Origin of the sequence: Shewanella sp. TB7-MNA-CIBAN-0143, from assembly GCF_040310065.1 — a bacterium.
Taxonomy (GTDB): domain Bacteria; phylum Pseudomonadota; class Gammaproteobacteria; order Enterobacterales; family Shewanellaceae; genus Shewanella.
In genome coordinates this window covers 1-20782 of record NZ_JBEOPL010000017.1, presented here as the reverse complement: position 1 = coordinate 20782, position 20782 = coordinate 1, and the positions used below count along the sequence as shown (strand labels likewise).

Below are 20782 nucleotides of genomic sequence, written 5' to 3'. Positions count from 1 at the left end.
TTACGCGATTAATGCTAGTTTTTAAATTTGCATAAGTGTAGGATGAGTGAGTTGAATTACGTTTTGAACCTATAAAGGAAGTGCTATGTCCGCCACACCTCATGCTAGTTCATATTATGCTGCATCGGCTAATGATAAAGTCGAACGTCCTCGCTTAGAATCTACAATTGAAACAGATGTTTGTGTTATTGGCGCGGGCTATACTGGTTTGTCTTCTGCGTTACATTTATTAGAAAGCGGCATGAAAGTTGTGGTGCTTGAAGCGGCAAGAATTGGCTGGGGAGCATCAGGTCGAAACGGCGGTCAAATTGTCAATTCTTTTAGTCGTGACATTGATTCTATCGAAGGCGTTGTCGGCAAAGAACAAGCTAAACTTTTTGGTCAAATGGCGTTCGAAGGTGGTCAGATTATTCGTGACCGTATTGCCAAATACAACATTGATTGCGACTTAAAAGATGGTGGTGTTTTTGCCGCCATGAACGCCAAGCAAATGGGCCATTTACAGAGTCAAAAATCATTATGGGAAGCTCATGGTCATAACAATCAATTAGAGTTACTCGACCAGGATGGCATTCGCAAAGTGGTTAATACCGATTTATATGTCGGTGGTTTACTCGATAAAAGCGGTGGCCATATTCATCCTCTAAACCTTGCATTAGGTGAAGCCCGTGCGGTGGAATCCCTTGGTGGATTGATTTTTGAAGATTCAGCTGTCATTAAAGTGGACGATGGCGCATCACCGGTTGTGCACACAGCACAAGGCCAGGTTAACTGTAAATTTGTAGTGGTAGCTGGTAATGCTTATTTAGGTAAATTATTGCCAGAGCTACAAGCTAAATCCATGCCTTGTGGTACTCAAGTGATTACCACTGAACCATTGTCAGATGAAATAGCTGCGAGTTTACTACCGCAAGACTATTGCGTTGAAGACTGTAACTACTTATTAGATTATTACCGTCTTACTGGCGATAAACGCCTTATTTTTGGTGGTGGCGTGGTTTATGGTGCTCGCGATCCGGCCAACGTTGAAGCCTTGATTATGCCTAAACTATTAAAGACCTTTCCGCAGTTAAAAGGGATTAAAGTTGACTATGCTTGGACGGGTAACTTTTTAATGACGTTATCGCGCCTGCCACAAGTTGGCCGTATTGGCGATAATATTTATTACTCACAAGGCTGTAGTGGTCATGGGGTTACCTATACTCATTTAGCCGGTAAGTTAATTGCCGAAATGCTTAATGGTCAAGCCACACGTTTTGATGCCTTTGCCGCATTGCCGCATTATCCATTCCCTGGCGGGCATGCACTTAGAGTGCCGTTTAGTGCCTTAGGTGCGTGGTATTACACGTTACGTGACAAGTTTGGCATATAACCATCAGTTGATTACCAGCTGGCTGTTAATGATTAACTGAGTTTTATTAGAATTTAGTAGGAGCGCATTGTGATTTTAAATGATCCAAGCTTATTGCATGAACAATGTTATATCGATGGCCTATGGGTGGGTGCTAACAGTGGCGAAACGGTTGCTATAGCTAACCCTGCTACCCAAGAAATCATCGGTAATGTGCCTGTTATGGGCAAAGCAGAAACCGAAGCAGCCATTACAGCAGCCAATAATGCCTTACCTGCATGGCGCGCGCTGACTGCAAAAGAGCGTAGCCAGAAGTTACGCCGTTGGTTTGAGTTAATGCATGAAAATGCTGAAGACCTAGCGTTAATGATGACGACCGAGCAAGGTAAACCGCTGGCAGAATCAAGAGGTGAAGTAACCTATGCTGCCTCGTTTATCGAATGGTTTGCCGAAGAAGCTAAGCGTATCTATGGTGATACCATTCCTGGTCATCAAGCAGATAAAAGACTGACTGTTATTAAGCAACCTGTTGGCGTGACTGCGGCGATTACCCCGTGGAATTTCCCTGCTGCGATGATCACCCGTAAAGCCGGGCCTGCACTAGCAGCCGGTTGTACTATGGTCGTTAAGCCTGCGCCGCAAACTCCATTTACCGCATTAGCATTAGCTGAGCTTGCACATCGTGCGGGCATTCCTGCTGGTGTGTTTAGTGTTATTACTGGTGATGCGATTGCGATTGGTAATGCTTTATGTGAAAGCCCTATTGTGCGTAAATTATCTTTTACTGGTTCAACTGCGGTAGGAATTAAGTTAATGGAGCAATGTGCTCCAACACTTAAAAAACTGTCATTGGAGCTAGGTGGTAATGCACCGTTTATCGTTTTTAATGATGCCGATATTGATGCCGCAGTTGATGGCGCAATGATTGCTAAATACCGTAATGCCGGTCAAACCTGTGTGTGTGCCAACCGTATTTATGTCCAAGCAGGAGTGTATGAGCAATTCACCCAAAAGTTTGCTGCCGCAGTGGCTAAATTAAGCGTCGGTAATGGCGTGGATACAGGGGTGAATATCGGCCCGTTAATCAATGCTGATGCAGTGACTAAAGTACAGCGTCATTTAGCCGATGCTGTTGCTAAAGGCGCAAGTATCGTCACTGGCGGTAAAACACATAGCTTAGGTGGCTTTTTCTTTGAACCTACTATTTTACGTGACGTTGATAAATCGATGTTAGTTGCCAAAGAAGAGACTTTTGGCCCATTAGCACCGCTATTCAAATTCGACACAGTAGATGATGTGATTAAACAAGCTAATGACACTGAATTTGGCTTAGCCGCTTACTTTTATGGCCGTGATATTTCGCTGGTTTACAAAGTAGCAGAAGCACTTGAATACGGTATGGTGGGCGTTAACACCGGATTAATCTCGACCGAAGTCGCGCCATTTGGTGGCATTAAATCGTCTGGATTAGGCCGCGAAGGCTCAAAATTTGGTATCGAAGAATACCTTGAAATGAAATATATCTGCATGTCAGTTTAAGAGAGCGGGCTATGACTAAAACAAATGATGGATTAATGGCTCGTCGCCAAGCTGCTGTGGCTCAAGGTGTAGGGCAAATTCACCCAATTTTTACTGAACGTGCTGAAAACGCCACAGTATGGGATGTTGAAGGTCGTGAATATATCGACTTTGCCGGTGGTATTGCGGTACTCAATACTGGTCATTTACACCCTAAAGTTAAAGCGGCAGTGGCAGCGCAGTTAGATGCATTTTCTCACACATGTTTTATGGTGTTGGGTTACGAAAGTTACATTGCGGTATGTGAAAAACTTAACCATTTGGTACCGGGTGATTTTGCTAAAAAAACCGCCTTATTTACCAGTGGTTCTGAGGCGGTAGAAAACGCAGTAAAAGTAGCTCGTGCTTATACAAAACGAGCAGGCGTTATTGCATTTACCTCTGGCTATCATGGTCGAACCATCGCTGCGTTAGCATTAACTGGTAAAGTAGCACCGTACAGTAAAGGCATGGGCTTAATGTCTGCCAACGTGTTCCGAGCTGAATTTCCGTGTGAAATGCATGGCGTGTCTGAAAATGATGCTATGGCATCAATTGAACGTATTTTTAAGAATGATGCTGAGCCTGCCGATATTGCCGCAATTATTTTAGAGCCGGTACAAGGTGAGGGTGGCTTTTACGCGGTTACGCCATCATTTATGAAGCGCTTACGTGAATTGTGCGACAACCATGGCATCGTATTAATTGCCGATGAAGTACAAACCGGCGCTGGTCGTACTGGTACTTTCTTTGCGATGGAGCAAATGGGCGTAGCCGCAGACATTACTACCTTTGCCAAGTCTATAGCCGGTGGTTTCCCACTATCAGGTATTACCGGTAAAGCAGAAGTCATGGATGCTGTTACCGCTGGTGGCTTAGGTGGTACTTATGGTGGTAGCCCGATTGCCTGCGCTGCTGCGTTAGCGGTTATTGAAGTGTTTGAAGAAGAGCAGTTATTAACTCGCGCTAATGAAGTTGGTCATCGGCTTAAATCGGCACTCACTGATATGCAAGCTAAGTATCCGCAAATTGCTGATGTGCGTGGATTGGGTGCAATGATCGCCATAGAGTTAATGGAAGATGGGCAACCTGCTCCGCAGTACAGTGGTAAGATTTTAACTGAAGCACGTAACCGCGGACTGATTTTATTGTCTTGTGGCACCTACGGCAACGTTATCCGAGTGCTGGTACCATTAACTGCGCCAGATGCACAAATTGATACTGGTCTTGCGATTATGGACTCTACATTTCAGACCGTGTTTAAATAGCGGCTCTTTTTGTCAAAATAATCAATAGAATCCCGTTTTTACGGGATTTTTTATATCTCATACTTACTTAATTTTTAAAGCTGACTACACTTTATTGTATCTGAAAATTAATACTAAAGCGGGAGCTCAATTGAATGAAGGCATTATCCATTAAGTCAAAGTTGTTATGGATCACCTCGGCGTTATTTGTTGCCACAGTCATTACACTCTCTTTAAGTTTGTGGCTAGGGTTAAAAGATAAGAATACCAGTCTGGCCGCAGAGGTTGAGGTTGCGTTACAACAAGAGATTAATGACAAACTCTCAGCAAGAGCGGGTGAGTATGGTGAGCGTATTGCTGGATTTATCAATGAAGCTTATCGGGTTCCCTTTTCGTTTGCAGGCTTACTGGAACAAACCTCAAAAAAAGATCCTTTAAGTCGTGAGCGGGTGGAGTTATCGCTTGCGGCAATATTGCAGAAAAATAACATCATATCATCGATGTATGCGCAATTTGAACCTAATGGCTATGATGGTCTCGATGACAGTTATCTTCAAGGTGAAAGCCACAGTGTACCGAATGCGGGCACATTAGAAATTTACTACACCCGCAATGATGACGGCACAGTAGAGCAGAATCAAGTTGATGAGGCGGCTGAAAAATACGTTACCACGTTAAATGAGTTTGGCGTTCGCGAGGCTGAGTGGTACTTGTGTGCCAAAGACACTAAAAAGCCGTGCTTAATGGAACCATATTTGTACGAAATCACTCCAGGCAATACTGCACTCATGACCTCGTTAACCGTGCCCGTTATAGTGGATAACCAATTTAAAGGTCTCGTTGGCGTGGACATCAACTTGCCGATATTTCAAACCATGATTATGCAATTATCTAAAAGTTTGTATGGTGGGCAAGCTAAGGTGACGTTGGTGAGCCAGAAAGGGTTTGTGGTGGCCGCTAGCCATTATAAAAAATTTGCACGACCTTTTAGTGAATCTGTCGGGCCAGAATTGGCTAAAAAGCTGTTGGCATTAAATAGTTCATCGGGGTTTGTAAATGAACCAACCACCATTGCCGTGGCATATCCTATTAACATCCCTATTGCTAATGCAACTTGGTCATTGATTATTGAAGTGCCGAAAACCCAAGCGTTTATGGCGGTAGATCATATGAATACTGCCATGAATGACATGGCGATGTCTCTGGGCAGCTTGCTATTAACCATCGGTATTATTGTCACGGTTATTGCGGTGCTTATTATCAGTTTGGTTATTCGCAGCATTATTGCGCCGCTTAATATGATCCAAGCTCGCGTCGAAAACCTTGCCAGCGCCGAAGGCGACTTAACTCAAGCGATAGAAGTCGATGCCCATGCGGAGTTAATTGCATTAGGCAGTGGTATTAATGCCTTCATTGCTAAATTGCGCCATCTCATTTCCGAGCTCAAAATTCTTGCCGACCGTTCGCAACAAGAAAGCATAAAATCGGCAGACATTGCTAAGCACACACGCGAAAGTGTTAATCGCCAATATGGTGAAATTGAAAGTGTGGTAACAGCGGTTAATCAAATGAGCGCCACCGCGCTTGAAGTGGCTAAAGCCTCTGAGCAAACCGCAATGGAAACCGAATCCATGACGGTTAATGTGAAAGACGGTCAGTCGCGATTAACTCAAGCGATGGTATTTGTTGAGGGAGTCTCGGGTGATTCAGCACAAGCTCAGCAAGCGGTAGGTATGGTGTCGCAAAGCAGCGCCAATATTAGCCGTATTTTAGAGGTGATCAGTTCCATTGCAGAGCAGACTAACCTATTAGCGTTAAATGCGGCTATTGAGGCTGCTAGAGCGGGGGAACAAGGCCGAGGCTTTGCTGTTGTTGCCGATGAAGTCAGAACCCTTGCGTCTCGAACTCAAACGTCGACTAATGAAATTAGTACCTTAATTGAGTCGTTACAAAAAGAAGTTAAAAATGCCTCGAGCATTATTGATAAAGGTGCCCAAGGCGCACAAAAAGCGGTTGAGCAAACTCAGCTAGCATTACAATCGCTGAATGCCATCGTTGAACAAATTAACCAAGTGTCAGGTCAAGTGACCCACATCGCTACCGCAGCTGAAGAGCAGAGTGCAGTAACCGAAGAGGTCAATCGTAATATTACTGGCATTTCAGACTCGGCTGCTGAGTTATCTCAGCTGGCTGACAGTGCTCAGCAGAGCAGTGACAGCCTAGCTGATTTAGTTCAGCAGCAGCATCAGCAATTGGGACGATTACGAACTTAACCCTGCTTTAACCTAGCGCGAACAGTATGAAAGGTGGCTTACAAGCCACCTTTTCTATTATTATTCCCGCTTAGATAGTTACCACTAAGATATTATGGCTGAATTTATTGCTCCACCCTGCGATGGCAACATTGAGGTTTTATACCAAGATGAACATTTGTTATTGATCAATAAACCGACGGGATTATTAAGTCTCTCGGGGAAGAATCCATTAAACAAGGATTCAGTACATCATCGTTTAGTGCAAGATTATCCAACGGCTACGTTAGTACACCGTCTCGATTTTGGTACGTCAGGTATTATGTTAGTGGCGCTAAACAAAGAGATTAATGGATTATTAACTAAACAATTTCAGCTACGTACTGTCACAAAAACCTACACTGCAGTGTTATATGGTGATTTGGTTGAGCAACATGGTGATATTGAATTACCGATCGCCAAAGATAGCGATAATTTCCCGTTTATGAAAATTTGTCAGCAAACTGGCAAACCCGCTCACAGTCAATATCAAGTAATTGAACGCCATCAACAAGGGCTGTCAACACGGGTCACCTTTACCCCTATTACCGGCCGGACTCATCAGCTACGCATACACAGCCAGCAAATAGGCCATCCTATTTTAGGTTGTGACTTATATGGTAATGACTATTCGCAAGCGATGTCGGACCGATTAATGTTGCATGCCACTTCATTATCGTTCACTCATCCAGTAACAGAACAACGGATTGATTTTGTTTGCCCAAGCCCATTTTAACCACTTCTAGCAACAAACTGATGTAAGCATGGTGAAAACTGATGCATAATCAATCTATTATTTATTCTTACATAGGTTAATCAGCATGGTGATTTCATGGTTAGATTCGCTGGCTTTAATTGTATTTTTAGTTAGTTGGATAGGGTATACCGGTTTTGCCCGTCGTAAAGCCAAAACCTCTAATTGCATTGCACGAGTAATGCATCAGCAACGTATTCATTGGATGTCGCAGGTGATAGCCAAAGAGATACGCGTAGCGGAAGCGGCATTATTGGCTAATTTAGAACGTAATATTGCCTTCTTTGCTTCAACAACTTTACTGATCCTGGCGGGTGTGTTGACGTTATTTTCGCAGGTTGAAAAGCTTGAAACCGTGATTGGTTCTATTCCCTTCACCTCGTCGCCTAATCACGCGCTGGTACAGATCAAACTGGCTCTTTTAGCTGGGATTTTCGTGCTAGCATTTTTCCAATTTACCTGGTCAATGCGTCAATATGGTTTTGTGAATATTATGATTGGCGCGGCACCATTAGATAAAACCGGTAGCGATAAAAATGCATTGGGCTATGCAAGGCAAATGGCCGTGGTACAAGATCAAGCGGCGCATTCATATAACTATGGCTTACGTTCTTATTACTACTCTATGGCGGCGCTGTGCTGGTTTATGCATCCAGGAATGTTCATTTTAGCCAGTTTATTTGTGGTATATACCTTGTACCAACGTGAATTTAATTCTAAAGCCGTGGTTGCTATCACTGCAGCACAGGCTTATTTAGAACAAAATCCGAGTTATATTCGTCGAGATTAACCCCAAAAAATATGCATTGTTTGTTAACATTAACGGATATGGCGTAATAACATGACTTAATGCAAGATGATTTGAGTGAGTTTATGTGTTCAATTCAAAGTCTATGCAATCATGATTTAATGGTATTGCATCAGTACGACATAATGCTAACCACCAGTCTATACCATTAAGTGTCATCAATTTTTTGTGATTTATATATATTTTAGTGTGTTAAGCAAACGTTTTCAGGGGTGATATGTTTCATAGTATAAAAGCCAAGGTTATCACTATTTTCTCTTTAGTCATGATAGCTTTCACGTCTGTGCTTTTAATCACTATATTTATCAATGAGCGTGATCGTGTACTGGATTTAGCATTAGAAAACTCTACCAAAATTTCGAAAATGCACGCAAACCTCCTCAGCCAAGAGTTTGCTCGATATGTTGTTATGTTAAAAATGCTCAGCAATAACCCAAAGACAAAGCTAGGTGATAAAGCGACTATCGCTCGACAGCTGCAAAGGCTGATGACAATGGGGCGTGGTAATTTCATTAATGCTATTTATGTAGACAAAAATTTAAATTTAACTGATGTGTTAGGTAATACAAATAAAGTCACTCATTCTTCATTTATACGCGCTGAACAATGGGTGGGCAAAGAATATAATATTAGCACGCCAGTAATCACTCGGTTTGAAAAGGCCCCCGTTATCATGGTGGGAGTACCTATTTTAGACACGCAAAATAACTGGATAGGAACACTTGCAGTGGCGGTGCCTCTCACCATCATCTCCGCTAAATTAGCAGAAATTAAGCTCGCAAAAGAGAGTTACGCTTGGTTAACTGACTCGAATGGCTTAATGGTTTCACATCCGAATAAAAGTTTTATAATGAAGAATAAACTTTCAATGACAGAAAGTGCTGATTATCCAGGATTTTATAAAATAGTCCGACAAACTAAATTACAAAATGATGGCTACGGTCGTTATAGGGATGCCAAATTAAATGAATCGAAGATAGTCACATTTTCAAAAGTTGATTATCTGCCTGGCTGGACCTTGTTTGTCACAACTAAAGAGTCTGAAATTTTTCACGCTATATATACAATAATGTACGACGTTTTAGTCACTTCGATCATTTTGATGGTGATATTTTTATTACTCATCAGTGAACTATCCAATAGAATAACAAAACCAATCGTGCAACTGACCAAAGATGTAAAAGCCTCTGTTAAAGATAAAAAAAGTTATCTAAAAATAATCGATTCAGATGATGAAATAGGTCAACTGTCTAAAGCTTTCCACGATAGTCTTCAAAAAATACATTTACACACTATCCATTTAGAACAAATGGTCAATCATCGAACCCAAGAAATCACCGACAAAAACTTACTGCTTAATCAGCAAAATGAAAAGCTTGAACAGCTTGCCTCTAAAGACCCGTTAACCTTGCTTTATAATCGTCGAGCTTTTAGTGCTCTGGTTGATAAAGAGATCTCCCGCGCTAAGCGACATCATTTCCCTGTTACTCTGGTCATATTAGACATAGATTATTTCAAAAAGATTAATGATGAGTTTGGCCACAATGTTGGTGATGATATTTTGTGCCGTTTTGCGGATGAACTGTCTGTAAATATGCGCAAAGAAAATCTCATCTGTCGCTGGGGGGGAGAAGAGTTTGTGATTTTAATACCAGAAGCGACCTCGGCTATGGTCTTTAAACATATTGAAGCGCTACGGCAAAAAATCTCACAGATGGACTTCGCGCCAATCGACAAGTTAACCTTTAGTGCCGGCATGGCAACTCTGCGTATTGAAGAGCCTTTTAAAGAGTGGTTCCAACGAGCTGATAGCGCTTTGTACAACGCTAAAGGATCGGGTCGAAACAAGATAGTAGTTGATGACATTATTGGCTAGAAAGAAGCTGAGGCATATACGATAGCGAAGCTTAAATTAGTTACCTTGGTTTTTACTTAAGCCGATTGGCTATCCTCTAATGCATCACGCAGATTGTTCAAGAGCGTTATAAGCGCTTATCGTGGAGTTATTTGATGGTTGGTGATTTGCATAACTATCAAAATGGCAAGCGGATTCAAATTCCTTCAATTACTGACTTTTATTTACGTATCTGCTACACATTTGCTACAACACAGAACGCCAGATATGAAAAAGCCGTAGTAGGTATTAACCTACTACGGCTTATCAGAATTGGTGGCCCCTCCCAGACTCGAACTGGGGACCTGACGATTATGAGTCGTATGCTCTAACCAACTGAGCTAAGGGGCCGACTTAAGATAGTCGTCACTATCGAAAGCGGGGAAAGTATACGAAGTTTGTTGGCACTTGTCACCCGTGTTTTTAGTTGTATTTACTTATCTTGTTTCAATTGGTTATCTGTTAAGCAATTATTGCGTTTTTGGACATAAAAAAACCTGCCGAAGCAGGTTTTTATACTATTTTTTCAGTGAGCTTATTCGTCTAAGAACGACTTTAAGATTTCTGAGCGAGAAGGGTGACGTAATTTACGTAACGCTTTAGCTTCAATTTGACGAATACGTTCACGTGTAACATCAAATTGCTTACCCACTTCTTCTAACGTGTGGTCAGTATTCATATCGATACCAAAACGCATACGCAGTACTTTTGCTTCACGGGCTGTTAGGCCAGCTAACACTTCGTGTGTGGCGTTCTTTAGACTTTCGCTAGTTGCTGAGTCAAGTGGTAGCTCGAGGGTAGTATCCTCGATAAAATCACCTAAATGCGAATCTTCATCGTCACCGATTGGGGTTTCCATTGAGATTGGCTCTTTAGCGATTTTCAGCACCTTACGAATCTTATCTTCAGGCATCATCATACGTTCTGCCAATTCTTCAGGAGACGGCTCACGGCCCATTTCTTGAAGCATTTGACGAGAAATACGGTTCAGCTTGTTAATCGTTTCGATCATGTGTACTGGAATACGGATCGTACGTGCTTGGTCGGCGATTGAACGAGTGATTGCCTGACGGATCCACCACGTTGCATAAGTCGAGAACTTGTAACCACGGCGGTATTCAAACTTATCTACTGCTTTCATCAAACCAATGTTACCTTCTTGGATTAAATCCAAGAACTGTAAACCACGGTTGGTGTACTTTTTGGCAATAGAAATAACCAAACGTAAGTTAGCTTCAACCATTTCTTTTTTCGCACGACGAGCTTTCGCTTCACCGATAGACATACGACGGTTAATGTCTTTAATGCCTGCGATGGTTAAATCTGTTTCAACTTCTATAGCACCTAGCTTGGTCACACAACGCGTTACGTCATCGGTGATCATACGCAAACCTTCAGCGTAAGGCTTAGTGCTTTCTTTTTCTTTGTTAAACCAATCTAAGTTTGTTTCGTTACCAGTGAAAGCCTTAATAAAGTTTTTCTTTGGCATCTTAGCGTGTTCAACACAAAGCTTAATGACTAGACGTTCTTGAATTCGTACGCGGTCCATCATGTTGCGCATGCTTTTCACTAAACGGTCAAACTGTTTAGGTACTAAACGGAATTCTTTGAATAATTCGCCAATAACAAATAATGAGCCAATCGCTTCAGGGTGGTCACGGCCTTTTTCGGCAATAATTCCTAAGCTTTTTTCGTAGGCTTCTCTGAGTTGAGTGAATTTTTCTTTGGCTTCTTCAGGGTCTGGCCCTTTGTTGCCTTCTTCCTCTTCCTCATCGTCATCATCGTCGTCATCGTCATCATCATCATTTTTAGAGTCAGCTAATTCTGAACCAACATTGGTGGCAGTTGGTGCGACGTCATCGTCGTCAGGATTGATAAATCCAGAGATAATATCAGACAAGCGCAATTCTTCAGCTTCATACTTATCGAATTGCTCTAAGATCATTGCGATCGCTTGAGGGTACTCACTGACAGAACTCTGTACTGTGTTGATACCTTCTTCGATACGTTTAGCAATAACAATTTCGCCTTCGCGAGTAAGTAGCTCTACCGTGCCCATTTCGCGCATATACATGCGGACAGGGTCTGTGGTTCGGCCTAACTCACTTTCTACGGTTGCGAGAGCTGCCGCTGCTTCTTCTGCAGCATCTTCGTCTGTGTTGTCTTCCGACATCATCATGTCATCGGCATCTGGCGCTTCTTCAAAAACGCGGATACCCATGTCATTTATCATCTGGATAATATCTTCAATCTGATCGGAATCGACCATGTCTGCAGGTAAGTGGTCGTTCACTTCTGCATAGGTTAAGTAACCTTGCTCTTTACCTTTAGCGAGCAACAGTTTGAGTTGCGACTGCGGAGTGTGATCCATAGATATCATCCAATTTTGGGTAACTGATAAAACGATAGGCCAGTTAGCTGTGCTAAGTGGCGCGCAAATCGTCAATTATAGCTGTGTGGACTAACCTTAGCTAGTCCATGGCAATGTTTGTACGCATATTCTTCACGAATAAATTGCGTATTACTTCGCTATGCCTTTCATTATAGAAATCAGCTTTGTTAGCTGCATTTTTTCAACTTTCGTTAAAGCCTGTTTTAGGCTTAATTCCTGATATCGTTGTTCAATATATTGGTTGTTTAACCAAATCAGGGTTTGCTTAAACTCTGGCAATACGTTTTCATCCGCCACTTGATGTTCCCATTGGGCTAGCTTTATTAGAGTGCTCTTTTGATTATGCTCTCTATGCATTTCAAGTAGTTGTGCGCTGTTTAACGTTTGCTCTCGAGTTATATCTAACAAATGATTGAGCAATTCTATGCCGGTCATCTGTAATCGATCTAGTGCAGGCTGTTTTGCCAAACCAAAGCCTAAACTTGGGTTTTGGACCAGTAGGGCAATGGCCAATCTTAATGGCGTACCACGACCTTGTAAGCCTTTCGCATTTAACGGTTTTGGCTGTTTTACAGTAAAACCTAATTTTTTCTTTAAATCTTCGCTACTGTTCATGCCTAATTTGTGTGCTAAATTTTCTAACAGTAAATTCTGTAGGACGGTATCTTGTACCTTTTCGATTAGCGCAATGGCTTGCTTGGCTAATGCCCCTTTATCGGTACCGTGGTTAGCACTTAATGTGTCAAACAAAAACTCGGGCAGTAACATGGCTTTTTGCATTAATGCTTCGAATGCTTCTTTGCCAATTTTGCGGACCATAGTGTCAGGGTCTTCACCTTGCGGTAGAAACATAAACTTGACTTGGTCACCCGGTTTTAACAGTGGTAGCGCTGTTTCTAGTGCACGCCAAGCTGCTTCGCGGCCTGCGCGGTCACCGTCATAACAACAGACCACTTGTTTTGCACTACGCACTAAAAGCTGAAATTGTTCAGCTGTAGTCGATGTACCTAACGATGCAACCGCATAATCAATCCCAAATTGGGCGAGTGCGACGACATCCATATACCCTTCAACAATTAACACATGTTGTGGGTCACGGTGTTTTTGCTTTAGCTCATATAAACCATAAAGCTCATTACCCTTATGAAATATGGGCGTTTCTGGAGAATTCAAGTACTTTGGGGTGCCGTCACCCAAAACTCTTCCTCCAAATCCAACAACACGACCACGACGATCGCGTATTGGGAACATTAATCTGTCGCGAAAACGGTCATAGCGTTTACCGCTATCATTGGCAATTAACATGCCTGCGGTCAGTAATTTATCTTGGGCGGGCAAATTTTGCCTGTAACGACCCAGTAATCCATCCCAACCATCGGGTGCAAACCCAATGCCGAACTGCTCAACAACGTCACTCGATAATCCGCGAAATTCAAGATAATCGACAACTTTTTGTTTGTCTGTATGCTGCCTAAGTTGGCTTTGATAGAAGAGGTTAGCTTCTTCCATCAGTTCGTATAAGTCTCGACTTAATCCTTGATCTGGCCTTTTCCCTGTGCCTTGCTCTCGTGGTACGGCAAGACCAAGTTGACCTGCAAGTTCTTCAATGGCATCAACAAATTCTAGGCGATCATATTCCATGACAAAATCAATAGCATTGCCATGGGCACCGCAACCAAAACAGTGGTAAAACTGTTTGTCTCTGCTGACGGTAAAAGAGGGTGATTTTTCGCTATGAAAAGGACAACAAGCCGAATGGTTCTTACCGGCTTTTTTCAACGGCACTTTACGGTCAATGAGATCGACTATGTCTATTCGAGCTATTAGCTCATTGATAAAATCACGAGGTATCGCCATTGATTGCTGTTGTTCTCGAATTTACTTTATCAACTGATGTAAACAAACAAGCCGTGCAAGTGCACGGCTTATTCAACATTAAAAATTGATTACTTCAATTTAGCGCGGATCATTGTACCAATAGCACTCATATCTGCACGGCCTTGAACTTTAGTTTTTAATGCTCCCATTACTTTACCCATATCCGCCATGGATGCAGCACCAACATCAATAATAGTAGCATCGATAATCGCTGCTACTTCATCTTCTGTTAGCGGTGTAGGCAGAAAATTTTCGATAACTCGAATTTCATCTGCTTCTACGGCTGCCAACTCCGGACGATTCGCTGCTTCATATTGAGCAATCGAATCACGGCGTTGTTTAACCATTTTGGTTAATACAGCTATTGTCTGTTCATCAGTCAGAGTTTCGCGGGTATCCACTTCAATCTGTTTGATGGCAGAAAGTGCCATACGAATTGTTCCTAAGCGCACTTTATCTTTAGCGCGCATGGCATCTTTCATTTGGTCTTTTAGCTGATCGGTTAAGTTCATAATGAGATTAATATAAACGTACGCGACGTGCGTTTTCGCGAGAAAGCTTCTTAGCTAGACGCTTAACTGCAGCTGCTTTTGCACGCTTACGGGCAGTAGTTGGCTTCTCGTAAAATTCACGAGCACGCACGTCAGCTAAAATACCAGCTTTTTCACAAGAGCGCTTGAAACGACGAAGAGCTACGTCGAATGGTTCGTTTTCACGTACTTTAATAATTGGCATACGCCATCACCCCTTAGGTGTAGTTATGTTGGATGATTAAATCGACTAAACATTTTTAGTGACTTCACTCAAACCAAAGGCTATTTAAAATGGTGCGGAATTTTACACCGAGCGGCGACCATTTGTAAACCCCTGATTGATTTTCTCTTCGGGGAAATAGCCTACTGTTTCATTTTTTTAATATTTAACCTGAACTCGGGATATAGAGTTGAGAATATAATTATAAATATCATAATTTTAGTAATTAACCTCTATCAAACTTGTCATTTTTTACTAACAAGGCGAAATGACGCGTCAATAGCGGGCTTATTGCAAGTCTTCTTGTGTAAAGAATCTCGACGTTAGCAAGGCAAAGGGCTGTTTGGGAGGAATTTGTTATCTTAAGTTCAGGTTATTTAGGAAAAAGTAGCCGTTATATGTCTATTCGTTTGAGTCGCTAGTTGTACAGCAGTGCCTGTTTTGTTGGATAACGCGCATGGACAATATCATGGTTGCCCCTTGGTAAGTGTATTTAACACTAATTGTGACTGTTTAAAATCGGTTTGTTATCTATGTTTTGCTGGTTCAGAGTCTTGAGTTGATCTCTTACTTATAAGCTTACTTATAAGGATAGGTATTTAATCGTTAAACATTGGAGTATTTACGCTGAGACGGGTAGAATTGGCGGCCTTATTTTTAATGAAGACGAGAGATTATGCGGGTTATTGGTATTGAGACATCCTGTGACGAGACTGGGGTTGCAGTGTATGACGATAAATTAGGCTTATTGTCGCATGTGCTATACAGCCAAGTTAAATTGCACGCCGATTATGGTGGTGTTGTGCCTGAGCTTGCCTCTCGTGATCATGTTCGCAAAATTGTGCCATTGATTAAGCAGGCTTTATCAGAGGCTAATTCAAGCCTAGATAATATCGACGGTGTTGCTTATACCAAAGGTCCTGGACTAATAGGTGCATTACTTGTTGGCGCTTGTGTGGGACGCTCTTTAGCGTATGCATGGAATAAACCGGCGATCGGTGTGCATCATATGGAAGGACATTTATTGGCACCCATGCTGGAAGAAAATGCACCTGAATTTCCTTTTTTAGCCTTGTTAGTGTCTGGCGGCCATTCAATGTTAGTGCAAGTTGAAGGCATTGGACGATATCAAGTGTTAGGTGAATCTGTCGATGATGCTGCAGGCGAAGCGTTTGATAAGACAGCCAAGCTCATGGGATTAGATTATCCTGGCGGCCCTCGTTTAGCCAAACTAGCCCAGAAAGGCTTGCCTGCGGGGTATAAGTTTCCACGTCCAATGACGGACAGGCCAGGTTTAGATTTTAGTTTTTCTGGATTGAAAACATTTACCGCAAATACGATTGCTGCAGAACCAAATGATGAACAGACTCGTGCCAATATTGCCCGTGCATTTGAAGAAGCAGTTGTTGATACCCTTGCGATAAAATGTAAACGAGCCTTGAAGCAAACAGGTTATACACGTTTGGTGATTGCCGGTGGTGTAAGTGCTAATACTCGCTTACGTGAGACATTGGCAGAGATGATGACCAAGTTAGGCGGTCAAGTGTATTATCCTCGTGGGGAGTTTTGTACTGACAATGGTGCCATGATTGCTTACGCTGGATTACAGCGTTTACGTGCAGGGCATATAGAGGGGCTTGAGGTTAAAGGTCAACCTAGATGGCCTTTGGATACGCTGCCTGCAGTAGACTAATTGATGAGTTAGCGTGTTTGAGTCGGTAAGCTTGAAAGTAATGATTTACTTTCAAGCTGCCAAGAAAACCTAATACTATTTGGTGTTGGGTTTTTTTATGGATTTTTTTCGTGTGACCTTACTTTCTTCGCCATGGCGCAAACGACCAATATTGTCTTTGTGGCGGATTAAAATAAGGGTTGAGAGCATCGCAACAGGCAGAATAAAACGTTCGTCTAACCACCAAGTGTAAAAAGGCGCTAAGGTTGCGGTTGCCATTGCGGCTACAGAGGAATAACGCGTTAATAGTAAAAACACAATCCAAGTGAGGATGAGGCATATTGCTAAATCACCGCCAATGGGGGCCATTGCACCAAAGGCCGTTGCAACACCTTTTCCGCCTTTAAAAGCAAAAAATATTGGGAATATATGCCCTAAGCAAGCGCTGACAGCAATAAAACCTAATGATGCGGCATCAAGTCCCATTTTATAGCCCAGATAAGAAGGCAGGGCGCCTTTGAGCATGTCAAAAAATAACACAAGCGCTGCAGAACTAACTCCACCAATGCGTAGCACATTAGTGGCACCGGGATTGCCGGAGCCGCTGGTTCTTGGATCAGGTAAACCTCTTAATTTACAAACCAGTACGGCACTTGAGATCGAACCCGCTAGGTAGGCGGTAATGATCATCAAAATGGTGACTGTAACGGCGTTCAAATTGGTTTCCTTACTCTTCTTAGGGTATCATCGCGCATTCATTTGTGAGACAAGTCATTTTAGTATCCACTGAAGCTGTCTTCGCGTTAACATTAACCATTTAGTTGATGTTAATTGAACAACAGCGCCTATCCTACTGCTTTAATTCATTAGGAAAAAGCTTAAATGTGCATATTAGGCATATAATCGGTAATAAAGTTTGATTAGGATGAACTTAACGTCTTTTTACATCGGTTAAGGTAGGAATTTATATGGATAAAGTACTCATTCGCCAGTTAGCGATAGAGACCATTATTGGTATCTATGAGTGGGAAAAAAAACTTCATCAAACATTGCTTATCGATTTAGATATGGCATGGGATAATCGTCTTGCGGCCGCTAGTGATAGTTACGAAAATGCATTGTGTTATGAAACGGTATCAAATCGTTTAACGGCATTGATTACTGAGAATCCGATAGAGCTGATTGAAACTGTTGCTGAAATGATTGCGCATTGTTTGCAAGACGAATTTAATGTGCCTTGGGTTAAAGTGGTTGTGATGAAGCCAGGTGCAATACCTCATGCTGTTTCTGTCGGTGTCGAGATCGAACGCGGTAGCATTTAACTGTTATTTTTTTTACTGTTTAGCATTAGGTCAGTCAATGGCACGTATTTACATAAGTTTGGGCACTAATATTTCGCCAGAGAAACACCTGAAAGCCGGTTTGGTTGATTTACAACAATATTTTGGCCCATTACAATTATCACGGGTTTTTGAGAGTGAATCGGTAGGGTTTAAAGGCACTAATTTTTTAAATATGGTGGCTGCGGCTGATACCGATTTATCAATTGCACAGGTTGTGGCGACATTTAAGCAAATTGAACAAGACAATGGCCGTATTCGAGGTGAGAAAAAATTCAGCCCGAGGAGCCTTGATATTGACTTATTGCTGTATGACGATGTTATTTGTGACATCCCCGTTGAATTGCCTCGTGGCGAAATTTTGTTTAATGCGTTTGTATTGTGGCCTTTGGCAGAATTAGTCCCTAATCTGTCTCATCCGGTGACGTTACAAAGCTATCAAACACTTTGGCAGAATTATGACAAACAGTGTCAACAATTGTGGCCTATTGTATTTGAGTTCCCACCAGAACTATTACCCATTAACACGTTATAACTAATCGATAAGTTAATCTCTAACAAGGACAAATATGGAAACGTTTCAAGTTATTCTGCTGGCATTAATCCAAGGGCTTACGGAGTTTTTGCCTATTTCTAGCTCGGCACATTTAATTTTACCATCACAAATATTAGGTTGGGCAGATCAAGGTTTATCATTTGATGTAGCAGTTAATACAGGCTCTTTATTTGCCGTGGTCATTTATTTTCGCCATGAGATTGTTGTACTGGCAAAAGCTTGGTTTACCAGTTTAGCTAGTAAGCAACAAACTCAAGAAAGTAAACTCGCTTGGTGGATTATTTTAGCGACTATTCCTGCTGTTATTGTCGGATTTACTGCCAAAGACTTTATTGAAACCCATTTCAGAAATACTTTAGTGATTGCAATAACTACGATTGTTTTTGGTTTGCTGTTGTGGGCGGCAGATAGAATGTCAAAAGCACAGTTAACTGAATTTCAAATGGGTTGGAAAAAGGCTTTGCTTATCGGTTTAGCACAGGCTATGGCATTAATACCTGGCACGTCGCGCTCTGGCGCCACGATGACAGCAGCACTGATGTTAGGGCTAACCCGTGAAGCCGCGGCTCGCTTTTCATTCCTTATGTCTGTTCCTGTTAGCTTTGGTGCCGCGTTACTGGTTACCAAAGACTTAGTCAGTAGTCCTGCACCTATCGATTACCAAGCGCTTGGTTTAGGGATTGTTGTATCATTTGTTGCTGCGTATTTATGTATTCATTTCTTTTTAAAATTTATTAGCAAAATAGGCATGACGCCGTTTGTATTATATCGCCTTGCTCTTGGTGCGTTATTGCTTGGATTGCTCTATCTTTAATATAAGCATTTAAGCGACTTTTTATTTGCATAGCGGGTAGGCTTACCACACTAGGTATTTCTACCCGTTTGTTTTACCGTCTTTCAATTAACTATCAGTGTAATTATGACTTTATCTTTATTATGTCCAGTGTGTTCAGCTCCACTAAATCAACATCAAGCTTCAGCGGGATTTTATTGCGACAACAAACATCATTTTGATAAACACCCTAATGGTTACTGGCCACTGCTGAGCAACGTAAAGGGCAAGAGTAAGCCGCAAGTGGAGTCTCGCCAACAAATGCGCGGGCGACATTTTTTATTAGAAACAGGCTTGTTTGCACCGTTAATTAAACAACTTCAAACAGTATTGCTGGACTTATGTGCCTCTACCTCTAATGGTGACACACAATTACAGCATATCGATTACCAATGTGCTGATGGTTATTATTTACGTCAGCTTGTGCCTGCGTTAGTGGAAGCCAATGTATCGTGTCAGCATTGGGGCATTACCGATGCTGAAAATGCTATCTTTGCCGCGGCAAAATCTGAAACACCGGCGAATTTATTGTTGTTGGCGTTAAAGAAATTGCCCTTTGCCTCGCAATCAGTCGATATTGTGACGGTGCTTGATTCACCGTTAAAAGGGAAAGAATGCATTCGGATTTTAAAAGATGACGGTCGAATTGTATTGTTGCAGCCTGGTATTAGGCATTTATGGCAAATTAAACAACAAGTTTATCCAGACTTAGTCGAAAAGCCGCTGCAGTTAAATTTACCCAATGATGTGGAAATTGATGCCCAGCAACAAGTGGTGTTTACTCAGTCAGTTACCGGTGAGCAGGCATTAACATTGCTTGATATGTCGGTATTTGGTTGGCGTGCTAATGATCAGCTAAAGCATCAAGTTAAATCTACTGCAATTAGTGAACTAGAGTTTGACTGGCAGATTATAACGCTCAAAAAACGCTTATAAAAATGTAAAAGCTGATGGAAAGCGATAACAAGCGATAAGATGAAAGTGCGGTGAGGGCGTTAGAGCCTAAGAGCTAGGACGCTTCGCGGCTAGATGATATACAAGCTAAGATTGGTTGCGATCGATGACAAGCGATAAGGACGACAATGCGGTGAGAGCGTTAGAGCCTAAGGGCTAGGGCGCTTCGCGGCTAGATGCTATAAGAGCTGGTGCTAAGATTTCTGTGATGACAAGCTATAACGAACGGTGAGCGCGTTTACAAGCCTAGGGGCTAGAGCGCTTCGCTGCTAGATGCTATAAGAGCTAATGCTAGTATTGAACTTTGTGTTAATGGTCAATCCAGATGATATCTGTGAGATTGTTTAGAAAGATTAACTGGTTGAACAATGTATAGATTAATAGCGAAAAAGCTGGTGTGGAGAAGCTGTAGGTGTTTAGATTTTTCGCTTGATACCGCTTGATACCGCTTGATACCGCTTGATACCGCTTGATACCGCTTGATACCGCTTGATACCGCTTGA

The 20782-nt window shown here is 42.1% G+C and carries 18 protein-coding genes and 1 tRNA gene; 12 read left to right on the top strand and 7 right to left on the bottom strand.

All coding sequences use genetic code 11. The features are described 5' to 3' along the window. The first annotated feature begins 85 nt into the window (after positions 1-85). The 7 genes from AAEY97_RS14435 (at position 86) to AAEY97_RS14405 (ending at position 9884) form a co-directional block, all read left to right on the top strand. The gene (locus AAEY97_RS14435; protein WP_350999589.1) at positions 86-1372 is read left to right on the top strand and encodes an NAD(P)/FAD-dependent oxidoreductase; all 1287 of its coding nucleotides are present in this window, start codon (positions 86-88) and stop codon (positions 1370-1372) included. A gap of 69 nt (positions 1373-1441) precedes the next feature. Further along, complete coding sequence (gene gabD / locus AAEY97_RS14430) at positions 1442-2890, top strand: NADP-dependent succinate-semialdehyde dehydrogenase (protein ID WP_101088812.1); 1449 nt, start codon at positions 1442-1444, stop codon at positions 2888-2890. A gap of 11 nt (positions 2891-2901) precedes the next feature. Continuing rightward, positions 2902-4176 carry a 4-aminobutyrate--2-oxoglutarate transaminase gene (gabT, locus tag AAEY97_RS14425; protein WP_350999586.1) on the top strand — a complete coding sequence of 425 codons (1275 nt, stop codon included), beginning with the start codon at positions 2902-2904 and terminating at the stop codon, positions 4174-4176. A gap of 134 nt (positions 4177-4310) precedes the next feature. Further along, positions 4311-6428, top strand: a complete 2118-nt coding sequence (locus tag AAEY97_RS14420) for a methyl-accepting chemotaxis protein (RefSeq protein ID WP_350999583.1) — start codon at positions 4311-4313, stop codon at positions 6426-6428. 94 nt (positions 6429-6522) lie between these two features. Continuing rightward, positions 6523-7182 (top strand): RluA family pseudouridine synthase, encoded by a 660-nt coding sequence (locus AAEY97_RS14415; RefSeq protein ID WP_101088815.1) that lies wholly within the window; start codon positions 6523-6525, stop codon positions 7180-7182. 85 nt (positions 7183-7267) lie between these two features. After that, positions 7268-7990, top strand: a complete 723-nt coding sequence (locus AAEY97_RS14410) for a DUF599 domain-containing protein (RefSeq protein WP_101088816.1) — start codon at positions 7268-7270, stop codon at positions 7988-7990. 235 nt (positions 7991-8225) lie between these two features. Beyond that, positions 8226-9884, top strand: coding sequence for a sensor domain-containing diguanylate cyclase (locus AAEY97_RS14405; RefSeq protein ID WP_350999579.1), 1659 nt, complete (start codon positions 8226-8228; stop codon positions 9882-9884). Between the two features lie 292 nt (positions 9885-10176). Here AAEY97_RS14405 and AAEY97_RS14400 read toward each other — a convergent pair. The 5 genes from AAEY97_RS14400 to rpsU all read right to left on the bottom strand — a co-directional run bounded on the left by AAEY97_RS14400 (position 10177) and on the right by rpsU (position 14907). Continuing rightward, a tRNA-Ile gene (locus AAEY97_RS14400) sits at positions 10177-10253 on the bottom strand. A 184-nt stretch (positions 10254-10437) separates the two neighbouring features. After that, complete coding sequence (gene rpoD, locus AAEY97_RS14395) at positions 10438-12273, bottom strand: RNA polymerase sigma factor RpoD (protein WP_101088819.1); 1836 nt, start codon at positions 12271-12273, stop codon at positions 10438-10440. A 150-nt stretch (positions 12274-12423) separates the two neighbouring features. Further along, positions 12424-14151, bottom strand: coding sequence for a DNA primase (gene dnaG, locus AAEY97_RS14390; RefSeq protein WP_162023713.1), 1728 nt, complete (start codon positions 14149-14151; stop codon positions 12424-12426). 89 nt (positions 14152-14240) lie between these two features. After that, entirely contained in the window at positions 14241-14684 is a 444-nt protein-coding gene (locus tag AAEY97_RS14385) for a GatB/YqeY domain-containing protein (RefSeq protein WP_011638441.1), read from the bottom strand. Positions 14685-14691: 7 nt separating this feature from the next. Then, positions 14692-14907, bottom strand: a complete 216-nt coding sequence (gene rpsU, locus AAEY97_RS14380) for a 30S ribosomal protein S21 (protein ID WP_006080725.1) — start codon at positions 14905-14907, stop codon at positions 14692-14694. A gap of 694 nt (positions 14908-15601) precedes the next feature. Here rpsU and tsaD point away from each other — a divergent pair. Then, positions 15602-16618: a tRNA (adenosine(37)-N6)-threonylcarbamoyltransferase complex transferase subunit TsaD gene (gene tsaD / locus AAEY97_RS14375; protein WP_162023712.1), complete on the top strand. Its 1017-nt coding sequence runs from the start codon at positions 15602-15604 to the stop codon at positions 16616-16618. A 75-nt stretch (positions 16619-16693) separates the two neighbouring features. Here the strand turns inward: tsaD and plsY are convergent, their stop codons facing one another. Beyond that, on the bottom strand, positions 16694-17287 hold the full coding sequence (gene plsY / locus AAEY97_RS14370) for a glycerol-3-phosphate 1-O-acyltransferase PlsY (protein WP_392342525.1): 594 nt from the start codon (positions 17285-17287) through the stop codon (positions 16694-16696). Positions 17288-17565: 278 nt separating this feature from the next. On the opposite strand from plsY, the gene folB reads away from it, so the two are divergent. The 4 genes from folB to AAEY97_RS14350 all read left to right on the top strand — a co-directional run bounded on the left by folB (position 17566) and on the right by AAEY97_RS14350 (position 20261). Continuing rightward, positions 17566-17919, top strand: coding sequence for a dihydroneopterin aldolase (gene folB, locus AAEY97_RS14365; RefSeq protein WP_011638438.1), 354 nt, complete (start codon positions 17566-17568; stop codon positions 17917-17919). Between the two features lie 37 nt (positions 17920-17956). After that, complete coding sequence (gene folK / locus AAEY97_RS14360; RefSeq protein WP_162023710.1) at positions 17957-18472, top strand: 2-amino-4-hydroxy-6-hydroxymethyldihydropteridine diphosphokinase; 516 nt, start codon at positions 17957-17959, stop codon at positions 18470-18472. A 34-nt stretch (positions 18473-18506) separates the two neighbouring features. Then, positions 18507-19307, top strand: a complete 801-nt coding sequence (locus AAEY97_RS14355; protein WP_101088826.1) for an undecaprenyl-diphosphate phosphatase — start codon at positions 18507-18509, stop codon at positions 19305-19307. 105 nt (positions 19308-19412) lie between these two features. Further along, complete coding sequence (locus AAEY97_RS14350; protein ID WP_101088827.1) at positions 19413-20261, top strand: putative RNA methyltransferase; 849 nt, start codon at positions 19413-19415, stop codon at positions 20259-20261. Between the two features lie 327 nt (positions 20262-20588). Here AAEY97_RS14350 and AAEY97_RS14345 read toward each other — a convergent pair. After that, positions 20589-20782: hypothetical protein (locus AAEY97_RS14345; RefSeq protein WP_350999574.1), on the bottom strand; the 194-nt coding region annotated here is incomplete at its 5' end.

Coding starts and splice junctions, on each gene's coding strand:
- AAEY97_RS14435 (WP_350999589.1), top strand. CDS start 86: ATGTCCGCCACACCTCATGCTAGTTCATATTATGCTGCATCGGCTAAT.
- gabT (WP_350999586.1), top strand. CDS start 2,902: ATGACTAAAACAAATGATGGATTAATGGCTCGTCGCCAAGCTGCTGTG.
- AAEY97_RS14420 (WP_350999583.1), top strand. CDS start 4,311: ATGAAGGCATTATCCATTAAGTCAAAGTTGTTATGGATCACCTCGGCG.
- AAEY97_RS14415 (WP_101088815.1), top strand. CDS start 6,523: ATGGCTGAATTTATTGCTCCACCCTGCGATGGCAACATTGAGGTTTTA.
- AAEY97_RS14410 (WP_101088816.1), top strand. CDS start 7,268: ATGGTGATTTCATGGTTAGATTCGCTGGCTTTAATTGTATTTTTAGTT.
- AAEY97_RS14405 (WP_350999579.1), top strand. CDS start 8,226: ATGTTTCATAGTATAAAAGCCAAGGTTATCACTATTTTCTCTTTAGTC.
- rpoD (WP_101088819.1), bottom strand. CDS start 12,273: ATGGATCACACTCCGCAGTCGCAACTCAAACTGTTGCTCGCTAAAGGT.
- dnaG (WP_162023713.1), bottom strand. CDS start 14,151: ATGGCGATACCTCGTGATTTTATCAATGAGCTAATAGCTCGAATAGAC.
- AAEY97_RS14385 (WP_011638441.1), bottom strand. CDS start 14,684: ATGAACTTAACCGATCAGCTAAAAGACCAAATGAAAGATGCCATGCGC.
- rpsU (WP_006080725.1), bottom strand. CDS start 14,907: ATGCCAATTATTAAAGTACGTGAAAACGAACCATTCGACGTAGCTCTT.
- tsaD (WP_162023712.1), top strand. CDS start 15,602: ATGCGGGTTATTGGTATTGAGACATCCTGTGACGAGACTGGGGTTGCA.
- plsY (WP_392342525.1), bottom strand. CDS start 17,287: ATGATCATTACCGCCTACCTAGCGGGTTCGATCTCAAGTGCCGTACTG.
- folB (WP_011638438.1), top strand. CDS start 17,566: ATGGATAAAGTACTCATTCGCCAGTTAGCGATAGAGACCATTATTGGT.
- folK (WP_162023710.1), top strand. CDS start 17,957: ATGGCACGTATTTACATAAGTTTGGGCACTAATATTTCGCCAGAGAAA.
- AAEY97_RS14355 (WP_101088826.1), top strand. CDS start 18,507: ATGGAAACGTTTCAAGTTATTCTGCTGGCATTAATCCAAGGGCTTACG.
- AAEY97_RS14350 (WP_101088827.1), top strand. CDS start 19,413: ATGACTTTATCTTTATTATGTCCAGTGTGTTCAGCTCCACTAAATCAA.